Source organism: Pedococcus sp. P2_D9, assembly GCF_056404275.1.
In genome coordinates, this window is record NZ_JBFUEI010000017.1 from 24507 (window position 1) to 45145 (window position 20639).

21 protein-coding genes are annotated in these 20639 nt (G+C 71.6%); 15 read left to right on the top strand and 6 right to left on the bottom strand.

Annotated elements, in window-relative coordinates:
* The first annotated feature begins 37 nt into the window (after window positions 1-37).
* On the top strand, window positions 38-1366 hold the full coding sequence (locus tag AC1DXJ_RS19490) for a PhoH family protein (protein ID WP_477614748.1): 1329 nt from the start codon (window positions 38-40) through the stop codon (window positions 1364-1366).
* A 296-nt stretch (window positions 1367-1662) separates the two neighbouring features.
* Window positions 1663-2412 (top strand): aggregation-promoting factor C-terminal-like domain-containing protein, encoded by a 750-nt coding sequence (locus AC1DXJ_RS19495; RefSeq protein WP_477614749.1) that lies wholly within the window; start codon window positions 1663-1665, stop codon window positions 2410-2412.
* 10 nt (window positions 2413-2422) lie between these two features.
* Here the strand turns inward: AC1DXJ_RS19495 and AC1DXJ_RS19500 are convergent, their stop codons facing one another.
* The gene (locus tag AC1DXJ_RS19500; RefSeq protein ID WP_477637766.1) at window positions 2423-3847 is read right to left on the bottom strand and encodes a class II fumarate hydratase; all 1425 of its coding nucleotides are present in this window, start codon (window positions 3845-3847) and stop codon (window positions 2423-2425) included.
* 69 nt (window positions 3848-3916) lie between these two features.
* A complete protein-coding gene (coaA, locus tag AC1DXJ_RS19505; protein ID WP_477637767.1) occupies window positions 3917-4888 on the bottom strand; it encodes a type I pantothenate kinase in 972 nt (323 codons plus the stop codon).
* A 67-nt stretch (window positions 4889-4955) separates the two neighbouring features.
* Here coaA and glmS point away from each other — a divergent pair, with 67 nt between their 5' ends.
* The 9 genes from glmS to tsaD are packed head-to-tail and all read left to right on the top strand — an operon-like array spanning window position 4956 to window position 13692.
* Window positions 4956-6815 (top strand): glutamine--fructose-6-phosphate transaminase (isomerizing), encoded by a 1860-nt coding sequence (gene glmS / locus AC1DXJ_RS19510; protein WP_477637768.1) that lies wholly within the window; start codon window positions 4956-4958, stop codon window positions 6813-6815.
* An 11-nt stretch (window positions 6816-6826) separates the two neighbouring features.
* A complete protein-coding gene (locus AC1DXJ_RS19515) occupies window positions 6827-7177 on the top strand; it encodes a holo-ACP synthase (protein WP_179421791.1) in 351 nt (116 codons plus the stop codon).
* 3 nt (window positions 7178-7180) lie between these two features.
* On the top strand, window positions 7181-8671 hold the full coding sequence (locus AC1DXJ_RS19520) for a bifunctional ADP-dependent NAD(P)H-hydrate dehydratase/NAD(P)H-hydrate epimerase (RefSeq protein WP_477637769.1): 1491 nt from the start codon (window positions 7181-7183) through the stop codon (window positions 8669-8671).
* Window positions 8672-8700: 29 nt separating this feature from the next.
* Window positions 8701-9879, top strand: a complete 1179-nt coding sequence (alr, locus tag AC1DXJ_RS19525; RefSeq protein ID WP_477637770.1) for an alanine racemase — start codon at window positions 8701-8703, stop codon at window positions 9877-9879.
* Window positions 9876-11048: an alpha/beta fold hydrolase gene (locus AC1DXJ_RS19530; RefSeq protein WP_477637771.1), complete on the top strand. Its 1173-nt coding sequence runs from the start codon at window positions 9876-9878 to the stop codon at window positions 11046-11048. Before alr ends, AC1DXJ_RS19530 begins: the two co-directional genes overlap by 4 nt.
* Window positions 11041-11514, top strand: a complete 474-nt coding sequence (gene tsaE, locus AC1DXJ_RS19535) for a tRNA (adenosine(37)-N6)-threonylcarbamoyltransferase complex ATPase subunit type 1 TsaE (RefSeq protein ID WP_477637772.1) — start codon at window positions 11041-11043, stop codon at window positions 11512-11514. Before AC1DXJ_RS19530 ends, tsaE begins: the two co-directional genes overlap by 8 nt.
* On the top strand, window positions 11511-12185 hold the full coding sequence (gene tsaB, locus AC1DXJ_RS19540) for a tRNA (adenosine(37)-N6)-threonylcarbamoyltransferase complex dimerization subunit type 1 TsaB (protein ID WP_477637773.1): 675 nt from the start codon (window positions 11511-11513) through the stop codon (window positions 12183-12185). The genes tsaE and tsaB overlap by 4 nt, the downstream gene beginning before the upstream one ends.
* On the top strand, window positions 12182-12646 hold the full coding sequence (gene rimI / locus AC1DXJ_RS19545; RefSeq protein ID WP_477637774.1) for a ribosomal protein S18-alanine N-acetyltransferase: 465 nt from the start codon (window positions 12182-12184) through the stop codon (window positions 12644-12646). Before tsaB ends, rimI begins: the two co-directional genes overlap by 4 nt.
* Window positions 12643-13692 carry a tRNA (adenosine(37)-N6)-threonylcarbamoyltransferase complex transferase subunit TsaD gene (tsaD, locus tag AC1DXJ_RS19550; RefSeq protein ID WP_477614759.1) on the top strand — a complete coding sequence of 350 codons (1050 nt, stop codon included), beginning with the start codon at window positions 12643-12645 and terminating at the stop codon, window positions 13690-13692. The genes rimI and tsaD overlap by 4 nt, the downstream gene beginning before the upstream one ends.
* A gap of 45 nt (window positions 13693-13737) precedes the next feature.
* Here the strand turns inward: tsaD and AC1DXJ_RS19555 are convergent, their stop codons facing one another.
* A complete protein-coding gene (locus AC1DXJ_RS19555) occupies window positions 13738-14748 on the bottom strand; it encodes a glycoside hydrolase family 3 N-terminal domain-containing protein (protein WP_477637775.1) in 1011 nt (336 codons plus the stop codon).
* Window positions 14749-14785: 37 nt separating this feature from the next.
* On the opposite strand from AC1DXJ_RS19555, the gene AC1DXJ_RS19560 reads away from it, so the two are divergent.
* The 3 genes from AC1DXJ_RS19560 (at window position 14786) to AC1DXJ_RS19570 (ending at window position 16904) form a co-directional block, all read left to right on the top strand.
* Window positions 14786-14995: a hypothetical protein gene (locus tag AC1DXJ_RS19560; protein ID WP_477637776.1), complete on the top strand. Its 210-nt coding sequence runs from the start codon at window positions 14786-14788 to the stop codon at window positions 14993-14995.
* A gap of 89 nt (window positions 14996-15084) precedes the next feature.
* On the top strand, window positions 15085-16068 hold the full coding sequence (locus AC1DXJ_RS19565; RefSeq protein ID WP_477637777.1) for a nucleoside hydrolase: 984 nt from the start codon (window positions 15085-15087) through the stop codon (window positions 16066-16068).
* Entirely contained in the window at window positions 16068-16904 is an 837-nt protein-coding gene (locus tag AC1DXJ_RS19570) for a ribokinase (protein ID WP_477637778.1), read from the top strand. Before AC1DXJ_RS19565 ends, AC1DXJ_RS19570 begins: the two co-directional genes overlap by 1 nt.
* 104 nt (window positions 16905-17008) lie before the next feature.
* Here AC1DXJ_RS19570 and AC1DXJ_RS19575 read toward each other — a convergent pair whose 3' ends face one another.
* The 3 genes from AC1DXJ_RS19575 to AC1DXJ_RS19585 form a co-directional block, all read right to left on the bottom strand.
* Window positions 17009-17719, bottom strand: coding sequence for a VldE C-terminal domain-containing protein (locus tag AC1DXJ_RS19575; RefSeq protein WP_477637779.1), 711 nt, complete (start codon window positions 17717-17719; stop codon window positions 17009-17011).
* A 104-nt stretch (window positions 17720-17823) separates the two neighbouring features.
* Window positions 17824-19056 (bottom strand): class I SAM-dependent methyltransferase, encoded by a 1233-nt coding sequence (locus tag AC1DXJ_RS19580; protein WP_477637780.1) that lies wholly within the window; start codon window positions 19054-19056, stop codon window positions 17824-17826.
* A 37-nt stretch (window positions 19057-19093) separates the two neighbouring features.
* The gene (locus tag AC1DXJ_RS19585) at window positions 19094-19951 is read right to left on the bottom strand and encodes a GNAT family N-acetyltransferase (protein ID WP_477637781.1); all 858 of its coding nucleotides are present in this window, start codon (window positions 19949-19951) and stop codon (window positions 19094-19096) included.
* A 321-nt stretch (window positions 19952-20272) separates the two neighbouring features.
* Between AC1DXJ_RS19585 and groES the strand changes: the two genes are divergently transcribed.
* Window positions 20273-20566: a co-chaperone GroES gene (groES, locus tag AC1DXJ_RS19590; protein WP_056882342.1), complete on the top strand. Its 294-nt coding sequence runs from the start codon at window positions 20273-20275 to the stop codon at window positions 20564-20566.
* Window positions 20567-20639: the final 73 nt, after the last annotated feature.

Here is a 20639-nt window from a genome sequence, read left to right on the forward strand (position 1 = left end):
CGCCAGCACCTCGGTCACCCCAGGGGCCTCTCGCGCCATGCCGGTGCCGAAGGTGAAGGGCAAGCCCCAGGCGCCCGCGTTCCGGACGTTCGTGCTCGACACCTCTGTCCTGCTGTCCGACCCGCGCGCCATGCTGCGGTTCAAGGAGCACGAGGTCGTGCTCCCGGTCGTGGTCGTCACCGAGCTCGAGGCCAAGCGGCACCACCCGGAGCTGGGGTACTTCGCGAGGCAGGCGTTGCGGCTGCTCGACGACCTGCGCATGAGCGAGGGGCGGCTCGATGCCCCCGTGGCCGTCGGGGACGTGGGGGGCACCCTGCGCGTCGAGCTCAACCACACCGACCCGAGCTCGCTGCCGGCCGGCTTCCGGCTGGGGGACAACGACACCCGGATCCTGTCGGTCGCCAAGAACCTGTCCGACGAGGGGTTCGCCGTCACCGTCGTCAGCAAGGACCTGCCGATGCGGGTCAAGGCGTCGGCCGTCGGGCTCGACGCGGAGGAGTACCGCGCCGAGCTCGCCGTCGACTCCGGCTGGACCGGCATGGCCGAGCTCGACGTCACCACCGTCGAGATGGACTCCCTCTACGAGCACGGCCGCATCGAGAACGCGGCGGCCGCCGAGATGCCCTGCCACACCGGCCTGGTCCTGCTCTCGCCGCGGGGAAGCGGTCTGGGGCGGGTCGGCGCCGACAAGCAGATCCGGCTGGTGCGCGGCGACCGCGACGCGTTCGGGCTGCACGGCCGCAGCGCCGAGCAGCGGATCGCCCTCGACATCCTGCTCGACCCCGACGTGGGCATCGTCTCCCTGGGCGGGCGGGCCGGCACCGGCAAGTCCGCGCTGGCGCTCTGCGCCGGCATCGAGGCGGTCATGGAGCGGCGCCAGCACCGCAAGGTCGTCGTCTTCCGCCCCCTGTATGCCGTGGGGGGCCAGGAGCTTGGGTACCTGCCGGGTTCGGAGTCCGAGAAGATGGGCCCGTGGGCCCAGGCGGTCTTCGACACCCTGGGAGCGCTGGTCTCGCACGAGGTCGTCGAGGAGATCATGGACCGGGGCATGCTCGAGGTCCTGCCGCTGACCCACATCCGGGGTCGCTCGCTGCACGACGCGTTCGTCATCGTCGACGAGGCGCAGAGCCTGGAGCGCAACGTGCTGCTCACCGTGCTCTCGCGCATCGGCCAGAACTCACGGGTGGTGCTGACGCACGACGTCGCGCAGCGGGACAACCTGCGGGTCGGTCGGCACGACGGGGTGGCCGCTGTCATCGAGGCGCTCAAGGGGCACCCGCTGTTCGCCCACGTCACCCTCACCCGCAGCGAGCGCAGCCCGATCGCGGCGCTGGTGACCGACCTGCTCGAGGGACTCGAGGTCTGAGGGACGCCTGGCGCGGAGTCGCTTGCCGATGTGTCCGGAGGCACACCGCCCTGCTCAGAGGGCGGTGTGCCTCCCCCAAATGGGTGAATCTGGTGTCACACCTGTCACAGGAGCACCAGTGGTATGAAGGCGATTGGAGTTCGACTTCCAAGGTCGGGTAAAGTCTCGGTTTCATAACGTGCCGGGACGCTGTCTGTTGGGCTGTAGCAAGCCTGTTGGGCGACTTGGCAACGACACCCCCCGGCATCGACAAAGGCCACCACGCATGCGGTGGCCTTTCCTTTGGAGGAACCCGTATGAGTCAGCCCTACCAGGGACGGCACCGCAACGGTGCGGCCCACGGCAGGAAAGCCTCTCGATCCTCCGGCCTCACCAAGGCGATCCGTCGCCCCGCGGTGACCTCGAGCGTGCTGCTCGCGGTCATCGCCACGACCGCTGCCGGCTACCAGGCGGCGGACCAGCGACAGACCGGCGCTGCCGCGTTCACAGTGAGCACCGAGGCCATCGCCCAGGCCAACGAGCTCGCCGATGCCCAGATCGAGGACACCGCTCGGCTGGCCGCTGACCGCAACGAGACGAACGCGAGCATGGCCGCGGCCCAGGAGAAGGACCGCATCGCCGCGATCGCCGCGGCCCAGGCCGCCGCCACCGCGCGCCGCGAGGCCGCCGAGAAGGTGGCCCGCGACAAGGCCCGCAAGGCGCTCGAGGCCAAGAAGCAGGCCATCCTCGAGAACGCCCAGAGCGACCCCCGCGCCGCTGCTCGCGCGCTCCTCCCCGAGTTCGGGTTCGACCAGGGCCAGTGGAGCTGCCTCGACAGCCTCTGGATGGGCGAGAGCGGCTGGAACTACAAGGCCACCAACTCCTCGTCCGGCGCCTACGGCATCCCGCAGTCGCTGCCCGCCTCCAAGATGGGCACCGTCGCCTCGGACTACCTGACCAACCCGGCCACCCAGATCCGCTGGGGCCTGCAGTACATCAAAAGCTCGTACGGCACGCCGTGTGGCGCGTTGAACGCGTGGCAGAGCCGCTCCCCGCACTGGTACTGAGTCACACCGCTCAGCGTGGCGGTCGGGTCATGGCGAGCACGTCGAGCGCTTCGTCGAGCTGCTGCTCGGTGAGCTCGCCGCTGGCCACGTGGCCGCGCTCGATCACGACGTCGCGGATGGAGCGTCGCTCCTTGATCGACTGCTTGGCCACGGCGGCGGCGGCCTCATAGCCGATGTAGCGGTTCAGCGGGGTGACGATCGACGGAGAGCCCTCGGCCAGGTCCTTGGCGCGCTCGACGTCCGCCTCGATACCCGCGACGCACCGGTCGGCCAGCAGCCTGGATGTCGCTGCCAGCAGTGACGCGGACTCGAGGATGTTGCGTGCCATGACGGGCAGCATGACGTTGAGCTCGAAGGCGCCCGAGGCGCCGGCCACCGTGATGGTCGTGTCGTTGCCGATGACCTGGGCGCAGGCCATCAGGGTGGCCTCCGGCAGCACCGGGTTGACCTTGCCGGGCATGATGCTCGACCCGGGCTGCAGGTCGGGCAGGTGGATCTCGCCGAGACCCGACCGTGGACCGGAGGACATCCAGCGCAGGTCGTTGCAGATCTTGGTCAGGCTCACGGCGACGACCTTGAGCGCCCCGCTGAGCTCGACGACGGCATCCTGCGCGGACTGGGCCTCGAAGTGGTCGGCGGCCTCCCGGAAGTCCACCCGGGTCTGGCTGCTCACCCGCTCGATGACGGCCGGCGCGAACCCCGGTGCCGCGTTCAGGCCGGTCCCGGCCGCCGTGCCGCCGAGGGGCAGCTCCGCCGTCGCCTGCGCTGCCGCGATGACCCGTTCGGCACCGAGCTCGACCTGCCTGGCATAGCCGCCGAACTCCTGTCCGAGCGTGACCGGCACCGCGTCCATGAGGTGCGTGCGGCCGGCCTTGACGACCTCGGCGAACTGGGTCTCCTTGGCCCGCAACACCTTGGCGAGGTGCCTCAGGCTGGGTGCGAGGTCGCGGTGCACGGCCAGGGTGGCCGCGATGCGCAGCGCACTCGGGAACGTGTCGTTGCTCGACTGCCCGGCGTTGACGTGGTCGTTGGGGTGGACGGCGTCGCCGGTGGCCAGGTGCGCGATCCGGGCGACGACCTCGTTGACGTTCATGTTGGTCGACGTGCCCGACCCCGTCTGGAAGACGTCGATGGGGAACTGGTCGTCGTGCCCGCCCTGCGCCACCTCGGAGGCAGCGGCCGCGATGGCCCGAGCCATGGCGGGCTCGACCACCCCGAGCTCGGCGTTGACCTCGGCGGCGGCGGCCTTGAGCAGGGCGAGCGCGTGGATCACCCCGGCGGGAACAGGCTGCCCGGAGATGGGGAAGTTCTCGACCGCACGCGCGGTCTGGGCGCCCCACAGGGCGTCGGCGGGCACCTCCACGTCCCCCATCGAGTCGTGCTCGGTGCGCGTGGCAGGGGCGGTGGGTTGCTCGCGGTCGGAAGCGGACGGCATACCCCCATCATGCGCCCGAGCCCAGCCCTCGGGTGAGGTAGGCCGCGTGGTCGGCTCCGCGGCGTGTGGCTAGAGCTTGCGGAGGCGGATCCGACGCACGCTGTGGTCCTTGCCCTTGGCCAGCACCAGGGTCGCTCTGCTGCGGGTGGGCAGCACGTTCTCGCGCAGGTTGACCTCGTTGATCTCCCGCCAGATCCGCGCGGCGGTGTCGCGGGCCTGCTCGTCGGACAGCACGGCGTAGCGGTGGAAGTACGAGTGGGGATCGGCGAAGGCCGTCTCGCGGAGGCGCAGGAACCGCTCGACGTACCACTGCCGGATGTCGTCGAGGTGGGCGTCCACGTAGACCGAGAAGTCGAAGAAGTCGCTCACGGCCAGACCGGTGCGTCCGTCGTCCTGGAGCCGCGGCGCCTGCAGGACGTTGAGGCCTTCCACGATGAGCACGTCGGGCTGGCGGACGACGACGCGCTCGCCGGGGACGATGTCGTAGGTCAGGTGTGAGTAGACCGGGGCGCTGACCTCGGCCTTGCCGGACTTGACCTCCGCCACGAACCGCAGCAGCGCTCGACGGTTGTAGGACTCGGGAAAACCCTTGCGTTGCAGCAGGTTCCGACGCTCGAGCTCGGCATTGGGGTAGAGGAACCCGTCGGTCGTAATGAGCTCGACCTCGGGCGTCCCCGGCCAGCGGGACAGCAGCTCCTTGAGCAGGCGCGCGGTCGTGGACTTGCCCACGGCAACCGACCCCGCGACGCCGATCACGAAGGGCGTCTTGGCGGGGCTCTCGCCGAGGAAGTCGCCCGTGATCCGGTGCAGGCCGGCCGTGGCGCCGACGTAGAAGTTGAGGAGTCGCGAGAGGGGGAGGTAGACCTCCTCAACCTCGGCGAGGTCGACCCGCTCGCCCAGCCCCTGGACCCGGCTCACGTCGTCGGCGTCGAGGTTGAGCGGCTGGTTCTCCCGCAGGCGGGCCCAGGCGGCACGGTCCAGCTCGACGTAGGGCGAGGGAAGGGCGCCGTTGCCGTTCGCGGGGTGGCTCACGGGCGCCATTCTTGCTCACGGGCTCGCAGACCCTTGGATGCAGTCCGCGAGGCGGTCGACGGTTAGGCTGCCTCCCATGTGCGGAATCGTCGGATACGTCGGCCCGAACGCGGACGGCAAAGCGCTGGACGTCGTGATGGAGGGGCTGGCCCGCCTCGAGTACCGGGGCTACGACTCGGCGGGCGTCGCCCTGGTCACGACCGACGGGGTCTCGAGCGAGAAGCGCGCCGGCAAGCTGGTCAACCTCCAGGAGGCGCTGGACGCGGACCACCTCCCGGGCGCGACGACGGGCATCGGTCACACCCGCTGGGCGACGCACGGCGGGCCGACCGACCGGAACGCCCACCCGCACCGCGCCGGTGAGGACGGCAAGCTCGCCCTCATCCACAACGGCATCATCGAGAACTTCCACCAGCTCAAGAACGCCCTCCTCGCCGACGGCGCGACCTTCGAGAGCGAGACCGACACCGAGGTCGCAGCCCAACTGGTGGCCCGCGAGTACGCCACCACGGGGGACCTCACCGAGGCCATGCGGAACGTCGTGAACCGCCTGGAGGGCGCCTTCACCCTGCTGGCGGTGCACGCCGACAGCCCCGGCGTCGTCGTCGGAGCCCGACGGAACAGCCCCCTCGTCGTGGGGCTGGGCGAGGGCGAGAACTTCCTTGGCTCGGATGTGGCGGCCTTCATCGGGCACACCCGCAACGCCCTCGAGCTCGGCCAGGACCAGATCGTCACGATCACGCCCGACTCCTACTCGGTGATCGACTTCGACGGCACGCCCGCCGAGGGCAAGCACTACGAGGTCACCTGGGACGCCGCCGCCGCCGAGAAGGGTGGCTACGCGACGTTCATGGAGAAGGAGATCTACGACCAGCCGCACGCCGTCGGCGACACCCTGCTGGGCCGCACCGACATCGACGGGCGACTGGTGCTCGACGACATGTCGATCACCGAGGACCAGCTGCGGGGCGTCGACCGAATCACGATCGTGGCCTGCGGCACTGCGGCCTACGCCGGTATGGTCGCCAAGTACGCCATCGAGCACTGGACCCGGATCCCGGTCGAGGTCTCCCTCGCCCACGAGTTCCGCTACAGCGACCCCATCGCCACCGAACGCACGCTGGTCGTGTCGATCAGCCAGTCCGGCGAGACGATGGACACCCTGATGGCCGTCAAGCACGCCCGCGAGCTGGGCGCGCTGACCCTGTCCATCTGCAACACGCACGGCTCGACCATCCCGCGCGAGTCCGACGCCGTGCTCTACACGCACGCCGGTCCCGAGATCGCCGTCGCCTCGACCAAGGCCTTCCTCGCCCAGATCACCGCCTGCTACATCCTCGGGCTCTACCTCGCGCAGCTGCGGGGCGGCACCTTCGCCGACGACGCGCAGTCGGTGATGAAGGAGCTGCACGAGATCCCGGCCAAGCTCGAGGACCTGCTCGGCCGGATGGACCGGGTCAAGGAGATCGCCCGGTTCATGGCCGACACGCGGTCGGTGCTCTTCCTCGGCCGCAACGTGGGCTTCCCCGTTGCCCTCGAGGGTGCGCTCAAGCTCAAGGAGCTCGCCTACATCCACGCCGAGGGCTTCGCCGCGGGTGAGCTCAAGCACGGCCCGATCGCCCTCATCGAGGCCGGTCAGCCGGTCTTCATCGTGGTCCCCGGCCCGGGCACCCCGCACGAGCTGCACAAGAAGGTCGTCTCCAACATCCAGGAGATCCGCGCCCGAGGCGCCCGCACCATCGTGGTCGCCGAGGACGGTGACGAGGACGTGGTGCCCTTCGCCGACGAGGTGATCCGGGTGCCCGCGACGTCGCCGCTGCTGGCGCCGCTGCTGACCGTCGTTCCGCTGCAGGTCTTCGCGCTGCACCTGTCCTCGGCCAAGGGCCTGGACGTCGACCAGCCCCGCAACCTCGCCAAGAGCGTCACCGTCGAGTGATCGGCCACTAGGTGATCGTCGGGGTCGGGATCGACGTCGTCGACGTGGAGCGCTTCGGGCAGACGCTCGAACGCACGCCCGGCCTGCTCGACCGCCTGTTCACCGACGAGGAGCGCTCCCTGCCGCTCAACTCGCTCGCCGCGCGGTTCGCCGCCAAGGAGGCGCTGGCCAAGGCTCTCGGCGCACCCGTCGGCCTCCAGTGGCACGACGCCACGGTGCGACGCGGCGACGACGGCCGCCCACACCTTCAGGTCACCGGCACCGTCGAGGCTCGCGCCGAGGCCCTCGGCGTGCACGCGATGCACATCTCGCTGTCGCACGACGCGGGGATCGCCTCGGCCGTCGTCATCGCGGAGGGCTGAGCAGTGCTGAGAGCCTGGTCGGCGCAGCGCGTCCGCGCCGCCGAGGAAGCCCTGATGGGCGAGCTCGCCGAGGGCGAGCAAGCCCTGATGGGCGAGCTCGCCGATGGCGAGCTCATGGCACGCGCAGCCGCAGGGCTCGCCGAGGTGTGCCGTGCCCGACTCGAAGCCTCCGGGGGCACCCGCGTCGTGGTCCTCGCCGGGCCGGGCAATAACGGCGCAGATGCGTTGTATGCCGCGGCCCACCTCGCGGAGGACGGCTACGACTGCGTTGCGCTGCAAGGGAACTGGCCTCTGGGCATCGGCGACGCGACCTCGTGGCAGGCGGCCGGCGTGAGGGTCGTGGCCGTGGACGGCGACTGGGCGGCCCCGCTCGCCACCGCCGACCTCCTCGTCGACGGGCTGCTGGGGATCGGAGGCAGACCGGGACTGCCGGAGGCTGCCGTCGCGTGGGTCGACGCCATCCCCGAGTCGGCGTACGTCGTCAGTGTCGACCTGCCGTCGGGTCAGGACCCGGCGGGTGAGAGTGCTTCGGACACAGGGGTTTTCGCCGACGAGACGGTGACCTTCGGCGTGGCCAAGCCGGTGCACCTGCTCCCTGCGACCGAGGCCGCCGTCGGGCGGCTGACGGTCATCGACATCGGGCTCGAGCTGGACGGTCCACCCGACGTCGAACGCCTCGACTTCTCCGACGTGGCGCGCCTCTGGCCGGTCCCCACGGCCACCGACGACAAGTACTCCCGCGGTGTCCTGGGAGTGGTCGCCGGCGGTGAGGACTACACGGGAGCGGCGATCCTGTGCTGCACGGCCGCGGTCGGTGCCGGCCTGGGCATGCTGCGCTACGTCGGCACGCCAACCCCGACCGGCCTGGTCCGGGCGGCCATCCCCGAGGCCGTCCACGGCGAAGGGCGCGTTCAGGCCTGGGTGGTGGGCCCCGGGCTCGACACCGCCTCGCGGGCGCGGGGCAGCAAGGCCCAGCTCGATGTCGCCCGCGCCGCCCTGGATTCCGACCTGCCGGTCCTCGTCGACGCTGGCGGCCTGGACCTGGTCGACGGGACGCGCGGAGGACTCACCCTGCTGACCCCTCACGCGGGCGAGCTGTCCCGGCTGCTCACCCGACTCGAGAGCTCCGAGAACACCCGTGAGGCGGTCGAGGCGGACCCGGTCGGCCATGCCCGCCGCGCGGCCGACCTCACCGGCGCCACCGTCCTGCTCAAGGGCGCCACCACCCTCGTCGTGCCGCCCACGGCGTCAGGTCTCCCGGTCCGCTCCCAGAACGACGCACCCCCCTGGCTCGCCACGGCTGGAGCCGGTGACGTGCTCGCCGGAGTCTGCGGGGCCCTCCTCGCTGCGGGGCTCTCGCCGCTGGACGCCGGCAGCCTGGGGGCTCTGGTGCACGGCGTCGCCGCGGACGGGGCCAACCCCGGAGGTCCGGTGCGCGCACTCGCCGTCGCCCACGGCATACCCACGACGGTCGCGCACCTGCTCACGCGCTGACTCCCGCCCTCGTGAAAGACTGGACGGCGATGAGCAACACCACGATCAGCACCCCCCCAGCCCCGGCCCCGCCGGGGCTGCCCGCGTGCGCCCAGGTGGACCTGTCCGCGATCAGCGCCAACGTCGCGGCCCTCAAGCGCCTGGCCGGCGACGCCGAGGTGATGGCGGTCGTCAAGGCCGACGCCTACGGCCACGGCCTGGTGCCCAGTGCCCGCGCCGCCCTGCGCGGTGGAGCCGCGTGGCTCGGTGTGGCCCAGCTGCCCGAGGCCGTCGAGCTGCGCCGCGCCGGGATCGAGGCGCCGCTGCTGTCGTGGCTGCACGTGCCCGGCCAGGACTTCGTCGAAGCCGTCGAGCTCGGCATCGACCTCGGCGTCTCCACGACGTGGGCCCTCGACCAGGTGCTGGCCGCCGCCACCGCCACGGGACGAACGGCGCGGGTCCACCTCAAGGTCGACACCGGCCTGGGCCGCAACGGCGCCTGGGACTCCGACCTGGACGAGCTGCTGACCACGCTGGCCTCGGCCCAGGCCGAGCGGGCAGTCGAGCTGGTGGGGCTGTTCAGCCACTTCGCCTACGCCGACGCCCCGCAGCACCCGACGGTCAAGGCCCAGCAGGAGCGGTTCGAGGGGATCCTCGACCAAGCGGAGCGCGCCGGCCTGACGCCCGAGGTGAGGCACCTGGCCAACTCGGCGGCCACCCTCACCAACCCGTCTGCCCACTATGACCTCGTCCGTCCGGGAGTCTCCGTCTACGGGCTCTCTCCGGTCCCCGACCTGGGGGCGCCCGAGGACTTCGGCCTACGTGAGGCCATGCGGCTCGTCGCCCGGCTGTCCAGCGTGAAGGACTCCCCTGCGGGACAGGGGGTGTCCTACGGTCACGTCTACACCACGACCCAGGAGACCAGGCTCGGGCTGGTGCCGATGGGCTACAGCGACGGCGTGCCGCGGCACGCCACCAGCGTCGGACCGGTGCAGGTCGGCGGACGCCGGTATGCCGTGGCGGGACGGGTCTGCATGGACCAGTTCGTCCTCGACCTGGGTCCCGACAGCACTGCGCAGGCTGGGGACGAGGCCGTCCTCTTCGGCGTCGGAGTGGCCGGGGAGCCCACCGCGCAGGACTGGGCAGCTGCGATCGACACCATCAACTACGAGATCGTGACGCGAGTCGGCGCCAGGGTGCCTCGGGTCTACCTCGGGGGCGACCTGTGAGCCCCACGAACCGCGGCCTGGCCGGCTTGGGCATCGGTCTGGCCGCCGCCGGCGTCGCCACGGCCGCCGGCATCGCGGCGGGCCGGGTCAGCAAGGAACGCCACGCGCGCCTGTCGGTCCTTGCCCCCGTCGGTGCCTACGCCCACACGCCTGACAAGGAGCTCGTGGTCGTCGCCGACGACGGCGTGCCCCTGCACGTCGAGATCGACGAACCGGCGGCCGACACCGCGTCCCCCGAGAAGCCGACGGTGGTCTTCTCCCACGGCTTCTGCCTCAGCCTCGAGAGCTGGGTCCTCCAGCGCAAGGCGCTGGTCAGGGACGGCCACCGCGTGGTCGCGTGGGACCAGCGGGGGCACGGGCGCTCGGGGCGGGGCAGCGAGGCCTCCTGTGACATCGACCAGCTCGGCCGCGACCTGCACCGCGTCATCGAGGAGGCCGCACCCGAGGGGCAGCTCGTCCTCATCGGTCACTCGATGGGTGGCATGACGACGATGGCCCTCGCCGACCAGGACCCGGACCTGATCCGCGACCGTGTGGTCGCGACGGCGTTCGTCGCGACCAGCGCGGGTGGCGCCCAGCTGGTGTCGCTCGGCTTCGGCCAGTACTTCGGCAAGCTCGTGGGCCGCTTCGGCCCGGGGGTCCTTGACCGCCTCTCGTCCCGGCCCGGGCTGGTCCGCACGGCCCTGCGCGCCGGTCGTGACATCGAGGAGTTCCTGGTCGAGCGGTGGAGCTTCGCCTCGCCGGTGCCTCCGATCGCCGTCCGGCTGACCGCAGACATGATCTTCGGCACCCCGCTCGACGTGATGGCGGACTTCCTGCCGACCTTCGACCAGCACGACAAGCGCGATGCCCTCGTGCACTTCCACGGCGTTGAGGTGTTGGTGCTCAACGGAGTTCACGACGTCCTCACCCCTCCCGACCACAGCGAGGAGATCGTCCGCCTCATCCCGGGCGCTGAGCACGTCGTGATCGAGGAGGCCGGGCACATCATCATGCTCGAGCACCCCGAGGTGCTCAACGAGCAGTTCGAGTCGCTCATCGACCGAGGCATGCGGGCGGCCGCCGAGGGTGTGAGGGTCGCACGCAAGCCGCGGGTCCGGCGCACGGTCACCGACCTCGCCAAGCGTCGCAAGGTCGCCAGGGCGCGACGCGGAGAAGGCCGTGCCTGAGCTGACCAGCCCTGACCTGCCCACCGCGGAGGACACCCGGTCGTGGGGGGTGCGCCTCGGTCGCCTGCTGACCGCCGGCGACCTCGTGGTGCTCACCGGTGGGCTCGGTGCCGGCAAGACCACGCTCACGCAGGGCATCGCCGAGGGCGTAGACGTGCGTGGCCCGATCACCTCACCCACCTTCGTGATCGCGCGGGTGCACCCGTCCCTGGTGGGCGGGCCGGCACTGGTGCACGTCGACGCCTACCGACTCGGTGGCTTCGCCGAGCTCGACGACCTCGACCTCGACGCGTCGCTGGAGGAGTCGGTGACCGTGGTCGAATGGGGCCACGGCCTCGCGGAGGACCTCGCCGACGACCGCTTGGAGGTCACGCTGTCCGGGGAGGACACCCGCCGGGCGCGAGTCCAGACCCACGGCGCCCGATGGGTCGATGCCGACCTCACGCCCCTGGGGGCGGCTGGATGAGCCGCGTCGTGCTGTCGATCGACACGTCCACGTCCGTGAGCGTGGCGGTGTCTGTTGGTTCGCGGTGGGCCTTCGGAGGGTCCGACGACCCGCGCGGTCACACCGAGAGCGTCGCGCCCCTCATGCGCGACCTCATGGCCAGTGCCGGGGTTGTCGCATCAGACGTGACGGACGTCGTCGTGGGCAACGGTCCCGGGCCCTTCACCGGGCTTCGGGTCGGCATCGTGAGCGGGCTGGTCTTCGGGCACGCCCGAGGAATCCCGGTGCACGGAGTGTGCAGCCTCGACGCCCTGGCGCAGCAGGCGGTGGAGGAGGTCGGCGGCGGCGAGTTCCTCGTGGCCACTGACGCGCGACGCAAGGAGGTCTACTGGGCTCGCTACCGGGTCGACCTCGACCAGCCTGAGGAGGACCGGGCCGTGCGCCTCACCGACCCGGCCGTCGCGCGTCCCGCGGACGTGCCCGAGGAGGACCGGATGCTGCCCACCGCCGGTCGTGGCCCCGTGCTCTATCCCGAGCTCTTCCCCCGACCGGTCGAGGTCCTCGACGTCTCGGCAGGGCTGCTGGGCGGCATTGCGCTGCAACGACTTGCCGCCGGCCTCGAGCTGCCCGTGGAGCCGCTCTACCTGCGCCGCCCCGACGCGCTCACCACCGCCGAGCGGGCCAAGCGGTGACGACGACCATGCGAGACCTGCACTGGACCGACCTCGACGACGTCGTCGCCCTCGAGGGGGAGCTGTTCCCCGATGATGCGTGGACGCCCGCCTCACTCTGGGCCGAGCTCGCTGCCCGACCCCGACGTTCCTACGTCGTCGAGGAGGACGCCGACGGAATGATCGTTGGCTATGCCGGCGTCGACCTCGGCGGCGAGGTCGCGGACGTCATGACCATGGCCGTCGCGCCCCGCGCGCAGGGGCGCGGCCTGGGTCGCCGGCTCCTCGAGGAGCTGGTGTCGCGCGCGAGGGCCGACCACGCGGCATACCTCATGCTCGAGGTGCGGGCCGACAACGAACCGGCCCGAAAGCTCTATGAGGCAAGGGGATTCGAGACCTTGACCGTGCGTCGGCGCTACTACCAGCCTGGCGACGTGGACGCCCACGTGATGCGGCTGACCCTCCGGGAGGTGGCGCCGTGAGCGCCGACCAGCCGCTCGTCCTCGGGCTCGAGACGTCCTGCGACGAGACGGGCGTGGGCATCGTGCGGGGCGAGACCCTGCTCGTCGACGCGATCGCCAGCAGTGTCGACGAGCACGCGAGGTTCGGCGGCGTGGTGCCCGAGGTGGCCAGCCGTGCCCACCTCGAGGCGATGGTGCCGACCATCGAGCGAGCCACCCGCGAGGCGGGCATCAAGCTCGCCGACCTGGACGCGATCGCGGTGACCTCAGGTCCCGGACTCGCCGGCGCCTTGATGGTGGGTGTGGCCGCCGCCAAGTCGCTCGCAGTCGCACTCGGCGTCCCGCTGTACGGCGTCAACCACCTCGCGTCGCACGTCGCCGTCGACATCGTCGAGCACGGCCCGCTGCCCGAACCCACCCTGGCCCTGCTCGTCTCCGGTGGGCACTCGTCCCTGCTGCTCGTGCCCGATGTCACGCACGACATCCAGTCGTTGGGGTCGACGATCGACGACGCAGCGGGCGAGGCGTTCGACAAGGTGGCGCGGGTCCTCGGGCTGCCCTTCCCGGGCGGGCCGCCCATCGACCGCATGGCGCGTGAGGGTGACCGGTTCGCGATCGACTTCCCCCGCGGGCTGACGACCGGGCGCGACATGGAGCGCTACCGGTTCGACTTCTCCTTCTCGGGGCTCAAGACCGCCGTCGCCCGCTGGGTGCAGGCGCGCGAGGCGGCGGGGGAGCCCGTGCCGGTGGCCGATGTCGCCGCGTCGTTCCAGGAGGCGGTCACCGACGTGCTGACCCGCAAGGCCGTCCTGGCCTGCAAGGAGCACGGCGTCACGAACCTTCAGATCGGTGGTGGGGTGGCGGCCAACAGCCGGCTGCGCGCCATGGCCCAGGAGCGCTGCGACGCGGCGGGCATCACGCTGCGGGTGCCGCGCCCCGGACTCTGCACCGACAACGGTGCGATGGTCGCATCGCTCGGGGCGCAGATGGTGCTCAAGGGACGAGCGCCCTCAGACCTCGGGCTCCCCGCGGACTCCTCGATGCCCGTGACGCTGGTCCAGTCCTAGCCGGTGACCCGGCAGGCCATCCCTGGGAGCCGGTGAAGCTGTCGGTCAGGAGCACTTCACGAGGCCGAGGTCGGCCTTGAGGTCGAGCACCCTCGCCGCCGCCGCGTCGACCTGGGCCGCGAAGGCCGGGCTGGCTGCCCGCTTGGCGGCGATCGCCTTGAGCATGACCGGCGCCTGCGACGCCCTGGCGGTGAGGACGACGTCGCCACCGGCAGCGATGAAACGGGTCGCCCGCTGGCCGACCGGAATCGACGACACGGCCTTGGCGGCGCCCACGTCGTCGGTGATCACGACTCCGTCGAAGCCCATCGTGTCGCGAAGCAGCCCGGTGACCACGGCCTTGGAGAACATCGCCGGGTTGTCCGGGTCGAGCCTGGGATAGCGGGCCGAGGAGATCATGACGATCGGTGCGCCGGCACCGACTCCCGCGGCGAACGGTGCCAGGTAGGGGTCGCCGGCGTCGGTCGTGCGGTCGGTGATGCCGCTGCTGCTCACGTCGGTGTTGCCGGTGACGCGACCAAGCCCCGGGAAGTGCTTGAGGGTGGGGGCGATGCCGGCAGCGAGGGTCCCGCGGACGAAGGCCGCGGCATACCTCGCGTTGGTCGAGGGCGAACCGGGGGCGAAGTCGCGGCGGTAGCGTCCGATCGGCTGGTTGGCCGCGCCCAGCGAGGTGGGCACGGTGTCCGCCACCGGTGCCAGGTTGACGTTGACGCCTGCAGCCGCGAGCTCGCGGGACCACTGCTCGACGTTCTTCTCCTCGCGGGCGACGCCGGTCGTGGCCTGGGTGCGGGCCGACGGCATCCGGGTGAACCCCGGGCCTCGCAGCTGCTGGACCTGGCCGCCCTCCTGGTCGGCGGCCACCAGCAGCCCGTCCGCGGCCGCCGTCCTCAGTCGCTTCGAGATGGTCGCCATCGAAGCGGACCCGCCCGACCACCCGCCGAGGTAGATCACCCCACCCAGCCGCTGCGACCGGATCTGGGCAGCGAGGGCCCGTGAGCTGCCGGTCGGCTGGAGCCCGACCATCAGCAGCTGACCGGCCCGTTGCGGCGCGGTCATCGCGGCAGCGAGCTGCTCGCCACAGGTGGGGGCTGGGGTGGTCGTCGTGCTGGACGTGCTCGAGGGCCCAGAGCTGGAGCTGCTCGGGCTGGTGGCCGACCCCGACGAAGACCCTGAGGTACCCGAAGACCCGCTGCCCGAAGACCCAGTGCCCGACGACCCGCTGCCCGCGTCGCACCCTGCGGTCGCCGTGAGCGCCGCGACCGCCAGGCCGACCAGGAGGAGGCGGGCGTGGCGCGCCGGGTGAGCAGTCACGCACGGAACCTACCTCGGCCACGCAGCCGCGACGAAACCCGGACCGGGCTGCCGCCAACCCGCCTCTGGCAGGATCGCCACATGGCCATTCCCGTCGTCCTGGACGTCGACACCGGGGTCGACGACGCCTGTGCGCTGTTGTTGGCGGCGCTGCATCCAGCGCTCGACCTGCGTGCCGTGACGTGCGTGGGGGGCAACGCGGCGGTGGACGCCGTCGTGGCCAACACCCTCACCGTGCTGGACGCGGCGGACCGCGCCGACGTCCCGGTGGCCAGGGGTGCCGAACGCCCGTTGCTGGAGGAACCGGTCGACGCCAGGCACGTCCATGGCCGGGACGGGATGGGTGATCTCGACTGGGCCAGGTCCGAGCGCCGGCCCGACTCCCGCCACGCCGTGGAGCTGTTGCGCGACGTGCTCTTGGAGGCTGCCGCCCACGCCGACGACGCCCGCCGGGTCACCCTGATCCCGCTTGCACCGCTCACCAACCTGGCCCTGCTCCTGCGCACCTATCCCAGTGTTGCCAAGGGGATTCGCGAGATCGTCTTCATGGGCGGGGCAGCGCAGGTCGGCAATGCGACAGCCTCGGCCGAGTTCAACGTCTTCCACGACCCGGAGGCCGCGGCAGTCGTGCTCGACGCCTGTGCCGACCTCGACATCCCGCTCACGATGTACGGCCTGGACGTCTTCTACGAGCCACGGGTCAGCCTCGAGACGGCCCGCACCCTGGCGGCACCGGGTGGTCACGACGCAGCCGAGCTGGCCGGGCGCCTCATCGAGTTCCAGTGTGAGCGGTTCGGGTCACCGGACGCCACGATCGGCGACGCCGGTGCCGTCTGCGCCGTCCTGGAGCCGGGAGGAGTGCGCCGTGAGCGGCTCCCGGTGCGCGTCGAGCTCGCGGGCACCTGGTCCCGCGGACGCACGATCGTGGACAGGCGGGAGTGGTCAGGTGGCCTGGCCCACGACCCCCACGGCCAGGCCCGGTCCACCATCGACGTCTGCCTCGAGGTCGACGGCCAGCGCTACGCCACCCTGTGGCTCGACACCGTCAGCGGCGGGAGGCGCTGATGGGGCGGGTGGTCGTCCTCGGGTCGCTCAACGTCGACCTCGTCGCTGCGGTCGAGCGCCACCCGGGGCCGGGCGAGACCGTCCTCGCCGACGGCCCGCTGCACCGGTTCGCGGGCGGGAAGGGCGGCAACCAGGCCGTCGCGGCTGCCGCGACCGGTGCGACAGTGGGGTTGGTCGGCGCCGTCGGGTCGGACGACGCAGGCCAGGCCTACCTGCAGCGGCTTCGCTCCCGCGGGATCGACGTCTCGGCCGTGCGCGTCGTCGATGCCGCCCCCACAGGCCAGGCGTGGATCACCGTCGACGACGAGGGCGAGAACTCCATCGTGGTCATCCCCGGTGCCAACGCCCACGTCTCGGCCGACGACCTGCCGGACCCCTTGTCCGACCTCGAGCCCGGCGACGTCCTGCTGGTCCAGCTCGAGGTGCCGCTGCGGACCGTCGCAGCTGCCGCGCGCGCCGCCCACGGGCGTGGCGCCCGCGTGGTCCTCAACGCAGCCCCGTATGCCGCCCTGCCGCGCGACGTCGTGGCCCTCGCCGACCCGCTCGTGGTCAACGAGCACGAGGCGCTCCAGCTGGCCGACAGCGATGCCGCCCCGACCTCGGTGCTGGTGACCTTCGGCGCAGCCGGGTGCAGCTGGGACGGGGAGCGGTCGGACGGCATACCCGTGGACGAGGCGGAGGTGGTCGACACGACCGGCGCTGGCGACGCGTTCTGTGGGGCGCTGGCGGCGGCTCTGGCGAGCGGAGCGGACCGCGAGGCGGCCGTGAGGGCAGCGAGCCAGGCCGGCGCGGATGCGGTCCGTCACCGCGGTGCCCAGCTCGACCCCGAGCTCTAGCCAGACCAGCCGGACCGTCCGCGACGTCGGGCCATCAGTGGCTCACGAGACACGTGCAACCCCGCCCGCGTGCCACACGGGTGGCCAGGAGTCGAGAGGGCGGTCTAGTAGACCGAGACGTGCACGTGGTCGTAGTGGTTGGCCGTGGGGCTGCCACGGTCCGCCATGGCCTCCCAGGTGCCGCCCGGATTCCAGATGCGCTGACGCCAGATGAGGTACTTGATGTTCAGGGCCCCGGGATTGGCCTGCAGGAAGCTGGCGATCTCGTTGCCCTCGGCCGTGCTGCACATGATGTCGACGGCGTGACCGCTGCCGTGGTCTCCCGGGTCGCCGGCGCGGAATCCGCCGAACGGCCCGGAGCCGGGGAACTGCTTCTTGACGGCGTTGATGACGGCGATCGCGTTCGGCGTCATGCCACCGACGTTGGACAGGCCCGCGCGTGAGGTGTTGCGCGAGACCGCCGTGCTCGTGCGATCGGCCGTCGGGCTCGCTGAGGGCCGCGGCTTGCTGCGCCCGGCCGACTCGGCCTGCGCGGTGAACCCGATGACGCCGTAGCGGGTGACCCGGGCCGGTGCTGACACGGCCTCGGCCCGCGCCTCGACCGGGGGCCGAACCTGTGCGGACGTCAGCTCGAGGGTCGGGATCGACGCGGGGGCCGCGAAGGCGGTGGCCACGCCGAGAGCCGAGGCGGCGACGCCGAGACCCTTGAGCGCAGACCGGTGGCTGGGGCGTCGCCAGAGGCCAGACAGGACCGCGGCGCGGCGGGTCCTGGTGGCTCGATGGCGGCCGGAGCCGGTGGTGTGAGGGGAAGGCATCGCGGTCGAGGATACGAGATGGTAACGGCGCAGGGCGAACTCCCGGCGATTTCGGGCACGGCTTGACCAGGGGTGCCTGCAGTTGCCTCCGGTTGCCGCGCCGGTCAGGCGGGTCGGACGATGATCGCGACCTGGTTGCTGCGCACGCGGGTGAGGATCACGATCGCCTCGTTGTGCCCCTTCGCGGGCAGTCGCAGCTGTCGTCGCAGCAGGTCCGCGTCGACGCTGACGCCGCGCTTTTTGATGGTCAGCCGGTCGATGCCGTGGTCGCGGAGCCAGCCGCGCAACGCCTTGACGTTGAACGGCATCGCCTCCACCACGGCATACCGCTTGGCGAAGGGGACGTCGACGGACCGGCTCGACCCGACGTAGCCGACGCCGGCGTCCAGCTCGGCCCCGTCGGTCGCGGCCGTGAGTGCACCCACCAGACCGGCGCGCAGCACTGCCTTGTCAGGTTCGTAGAGCCAGCCACCCACGTCGGCGAGGTTCTGCAGCGGTGGAGCGGTGCCGTCCCCCTCTGCCTCGGTCACGACCACGGCTGGCCCGGCCTCGCGCAGCAGGGCGGCGGTGCGCCCACCAGTCCGCACCAGCGGTCCCCACCACACGGCACACTCGACGACGTCGCCCTCCCAGGACGTCCACTGCGCCTCCGCGCCCGGAGGCAGGGCCGCGTGCGGGAAGCCGGGGCTCAGCTTGGCCCCGGTGGCCGGCAGTGCGCGGGCCACCTCCTGGACGGTGGTCCAGCTCGGCGAGATCTCGGCGAGGTTGAAGATCCTGCGGGTCCGGCCGCTCACGTCGGCGACGCCGGGCGTGCGTCGCGCCGGGTCGAGCCACGCCCCCACGCCGCGCGCCCCCTCACCAGCCGGCGCGGTGAACTCCTCCGCCACCCCTTGGTATGCCGTGGAGTCCGGCCAGTGCCGCAGGTTCACCGCCGCGATCCCCGCGGTGACCTCGTCGGCGTCGATGGCCCTGACCCGCAGGTCGAGGCCCGCCATCGCCATGGCGTCCGAACCGATGCCGCACCCGAGGTCGTGCACCGTGTGGATGCCGGCGGCCCGGAAGCGCTGGGCGTGCTGAGCGGCCACCGCCAGCCGGGTCGCCTGCTCGAGCCCATCGGAGGTGAGCACCATCCCGCGGGCGAACTCGCCGAACTTGTCCTGGGCCTTGGCTCGCAGCCGGGCCTGGTTCAGGGCAGCTGCGACGAGGTCCGGCTCGAACCCCGCGGTGCGCAGCCGGTGCTGCAATCCCAAGGCGGCCGACTCGTCGTACGGCGGGAGGGACTGCAGCAGACCCCAGCCCTCGCCGGTGGTCAGCCGTCGCAGCAGGGCCAGATCCATGCCCGGCATTCTGTCGTACGCCCGGGTGGTGGGTGGACTACGGGCGTCGCCATTCGTAGGGGGTCGTGGTCGACACCTTGAGGAAGCCGGAGCGCTCGAGGATCGGCCGGGAGAACTCGGTCGAGTCGCTGTTGATGTAGCGCTTGCCGTGGCCGATGGCCGAGCGTGCCCGCGCGGAGGTCAGGGCTCGGTAGATCCCCCGTCCGCGGAACTCGGGCCGGGTCGCGCCGCCCCAGATGCCGGCGAACTCGGTGCCGGCGACGGGCTCGAGCCGTCCGGCGCTGACGATCTGGCCGTCGTGCTCGGCCACCCACATCTCCATGTCGTCGCGGGTCCGCAGCCGGTGCAGGACCTGGTCCGCGTGGTCCTTGGCTTCCTTGGCGTCGTCGCCGAACACCTCCGCCTGCATGGAGCACATCGCCCGGATGTCGCCCTCGTCGGTCACCCGTCGGATGGCGACGCCGTCGGGCAGCGCGAAGTCGACGGCGAGCAGGCGGGCCTCGCCGATCATGATCGACTCGGGTTCGTCGGGGGTGAAACCGCGTGCGACCAGGGCCTCGTGCAGGCCGGGGGCGTGGTCGTGGCCCCGGGACTTCCACTCGACGGCCGTGATCTCGGGCATCGCCTCGTAGTGCGCGAGGGCCCCAGCCACGAGCTGTGCGACCGACTCCCTCGTGGCCGGACCGGCGTCGGTGTCGAGGGTGCGGTAGGTGATGAAGCCGTGCCCACCCATGAACGTCGCGAGCACGAGGGGGCCGAGCCGGGCGGTGGCCAGTGACGACGGCACCTCCCGCTCCTCGCGCAGCTGCTCGTCGTACGCTCGCAGCAGCACGGCGGAGGTGTCGGCGGCGTTCTCGGGGGAGGTCCCGGCAGAGGTCTCGTGGGTGTCGGTCACGTGGCCGACACTGCCGCCCGCGGGGCCGACCCGGCAACTGGTTTGTCCGTCGCGCAGTCCTGCGTCGTCCGCTCGTGGCGAACGCGCCGACAAACTCTGGCACTCGAGTTGACCGAGTGCTAACCGCGAGCCTAGATTTGCGTTGGCACTCCGGTTCGCCGAGTGCTAACGCAGCCAGTCGGTCGATCCCCGCGACGGCGACCGCCAGGCAGTGACTTCTGTGCCAGAGCAACTTCTGTGCCAGAGCAAGCAGAGCACCACAGCACGACCAGCACCATCCACCTGTCCATCTTCGACATTCCCGAAGGGGAGGTCATCATCGTGTCGGTTTCCATCAAGCCGCTCGAAGACCGCATCGTCGTCAAGTCCGTCGAGGCCGAGCAGACCACCGCGTCTGGCCTCGTCATCCCGGACACCGCGAAGGAGAAGCCCCAGGAGGGCGAGGTCCTCGCGATCGGTCCCGGCCGGATCGACGACAACGGCAACCGCGTCCCGCTCGACGTCACCGTCGGCGACCGGGTCATCTACAGCAAGTACGGCGGCACCGAGATCAAGCACGGCGGCGAGGAGTACCTCATCCTCTCCGCTCGCGACGTCCTCGCCATCGTCGGCTGAGCATCCGCACCGCGTGAGTGACGTGCCCTGTATGCCGGCCTGCCGGCATACAGGGCACGTTGCCTTCAATCCC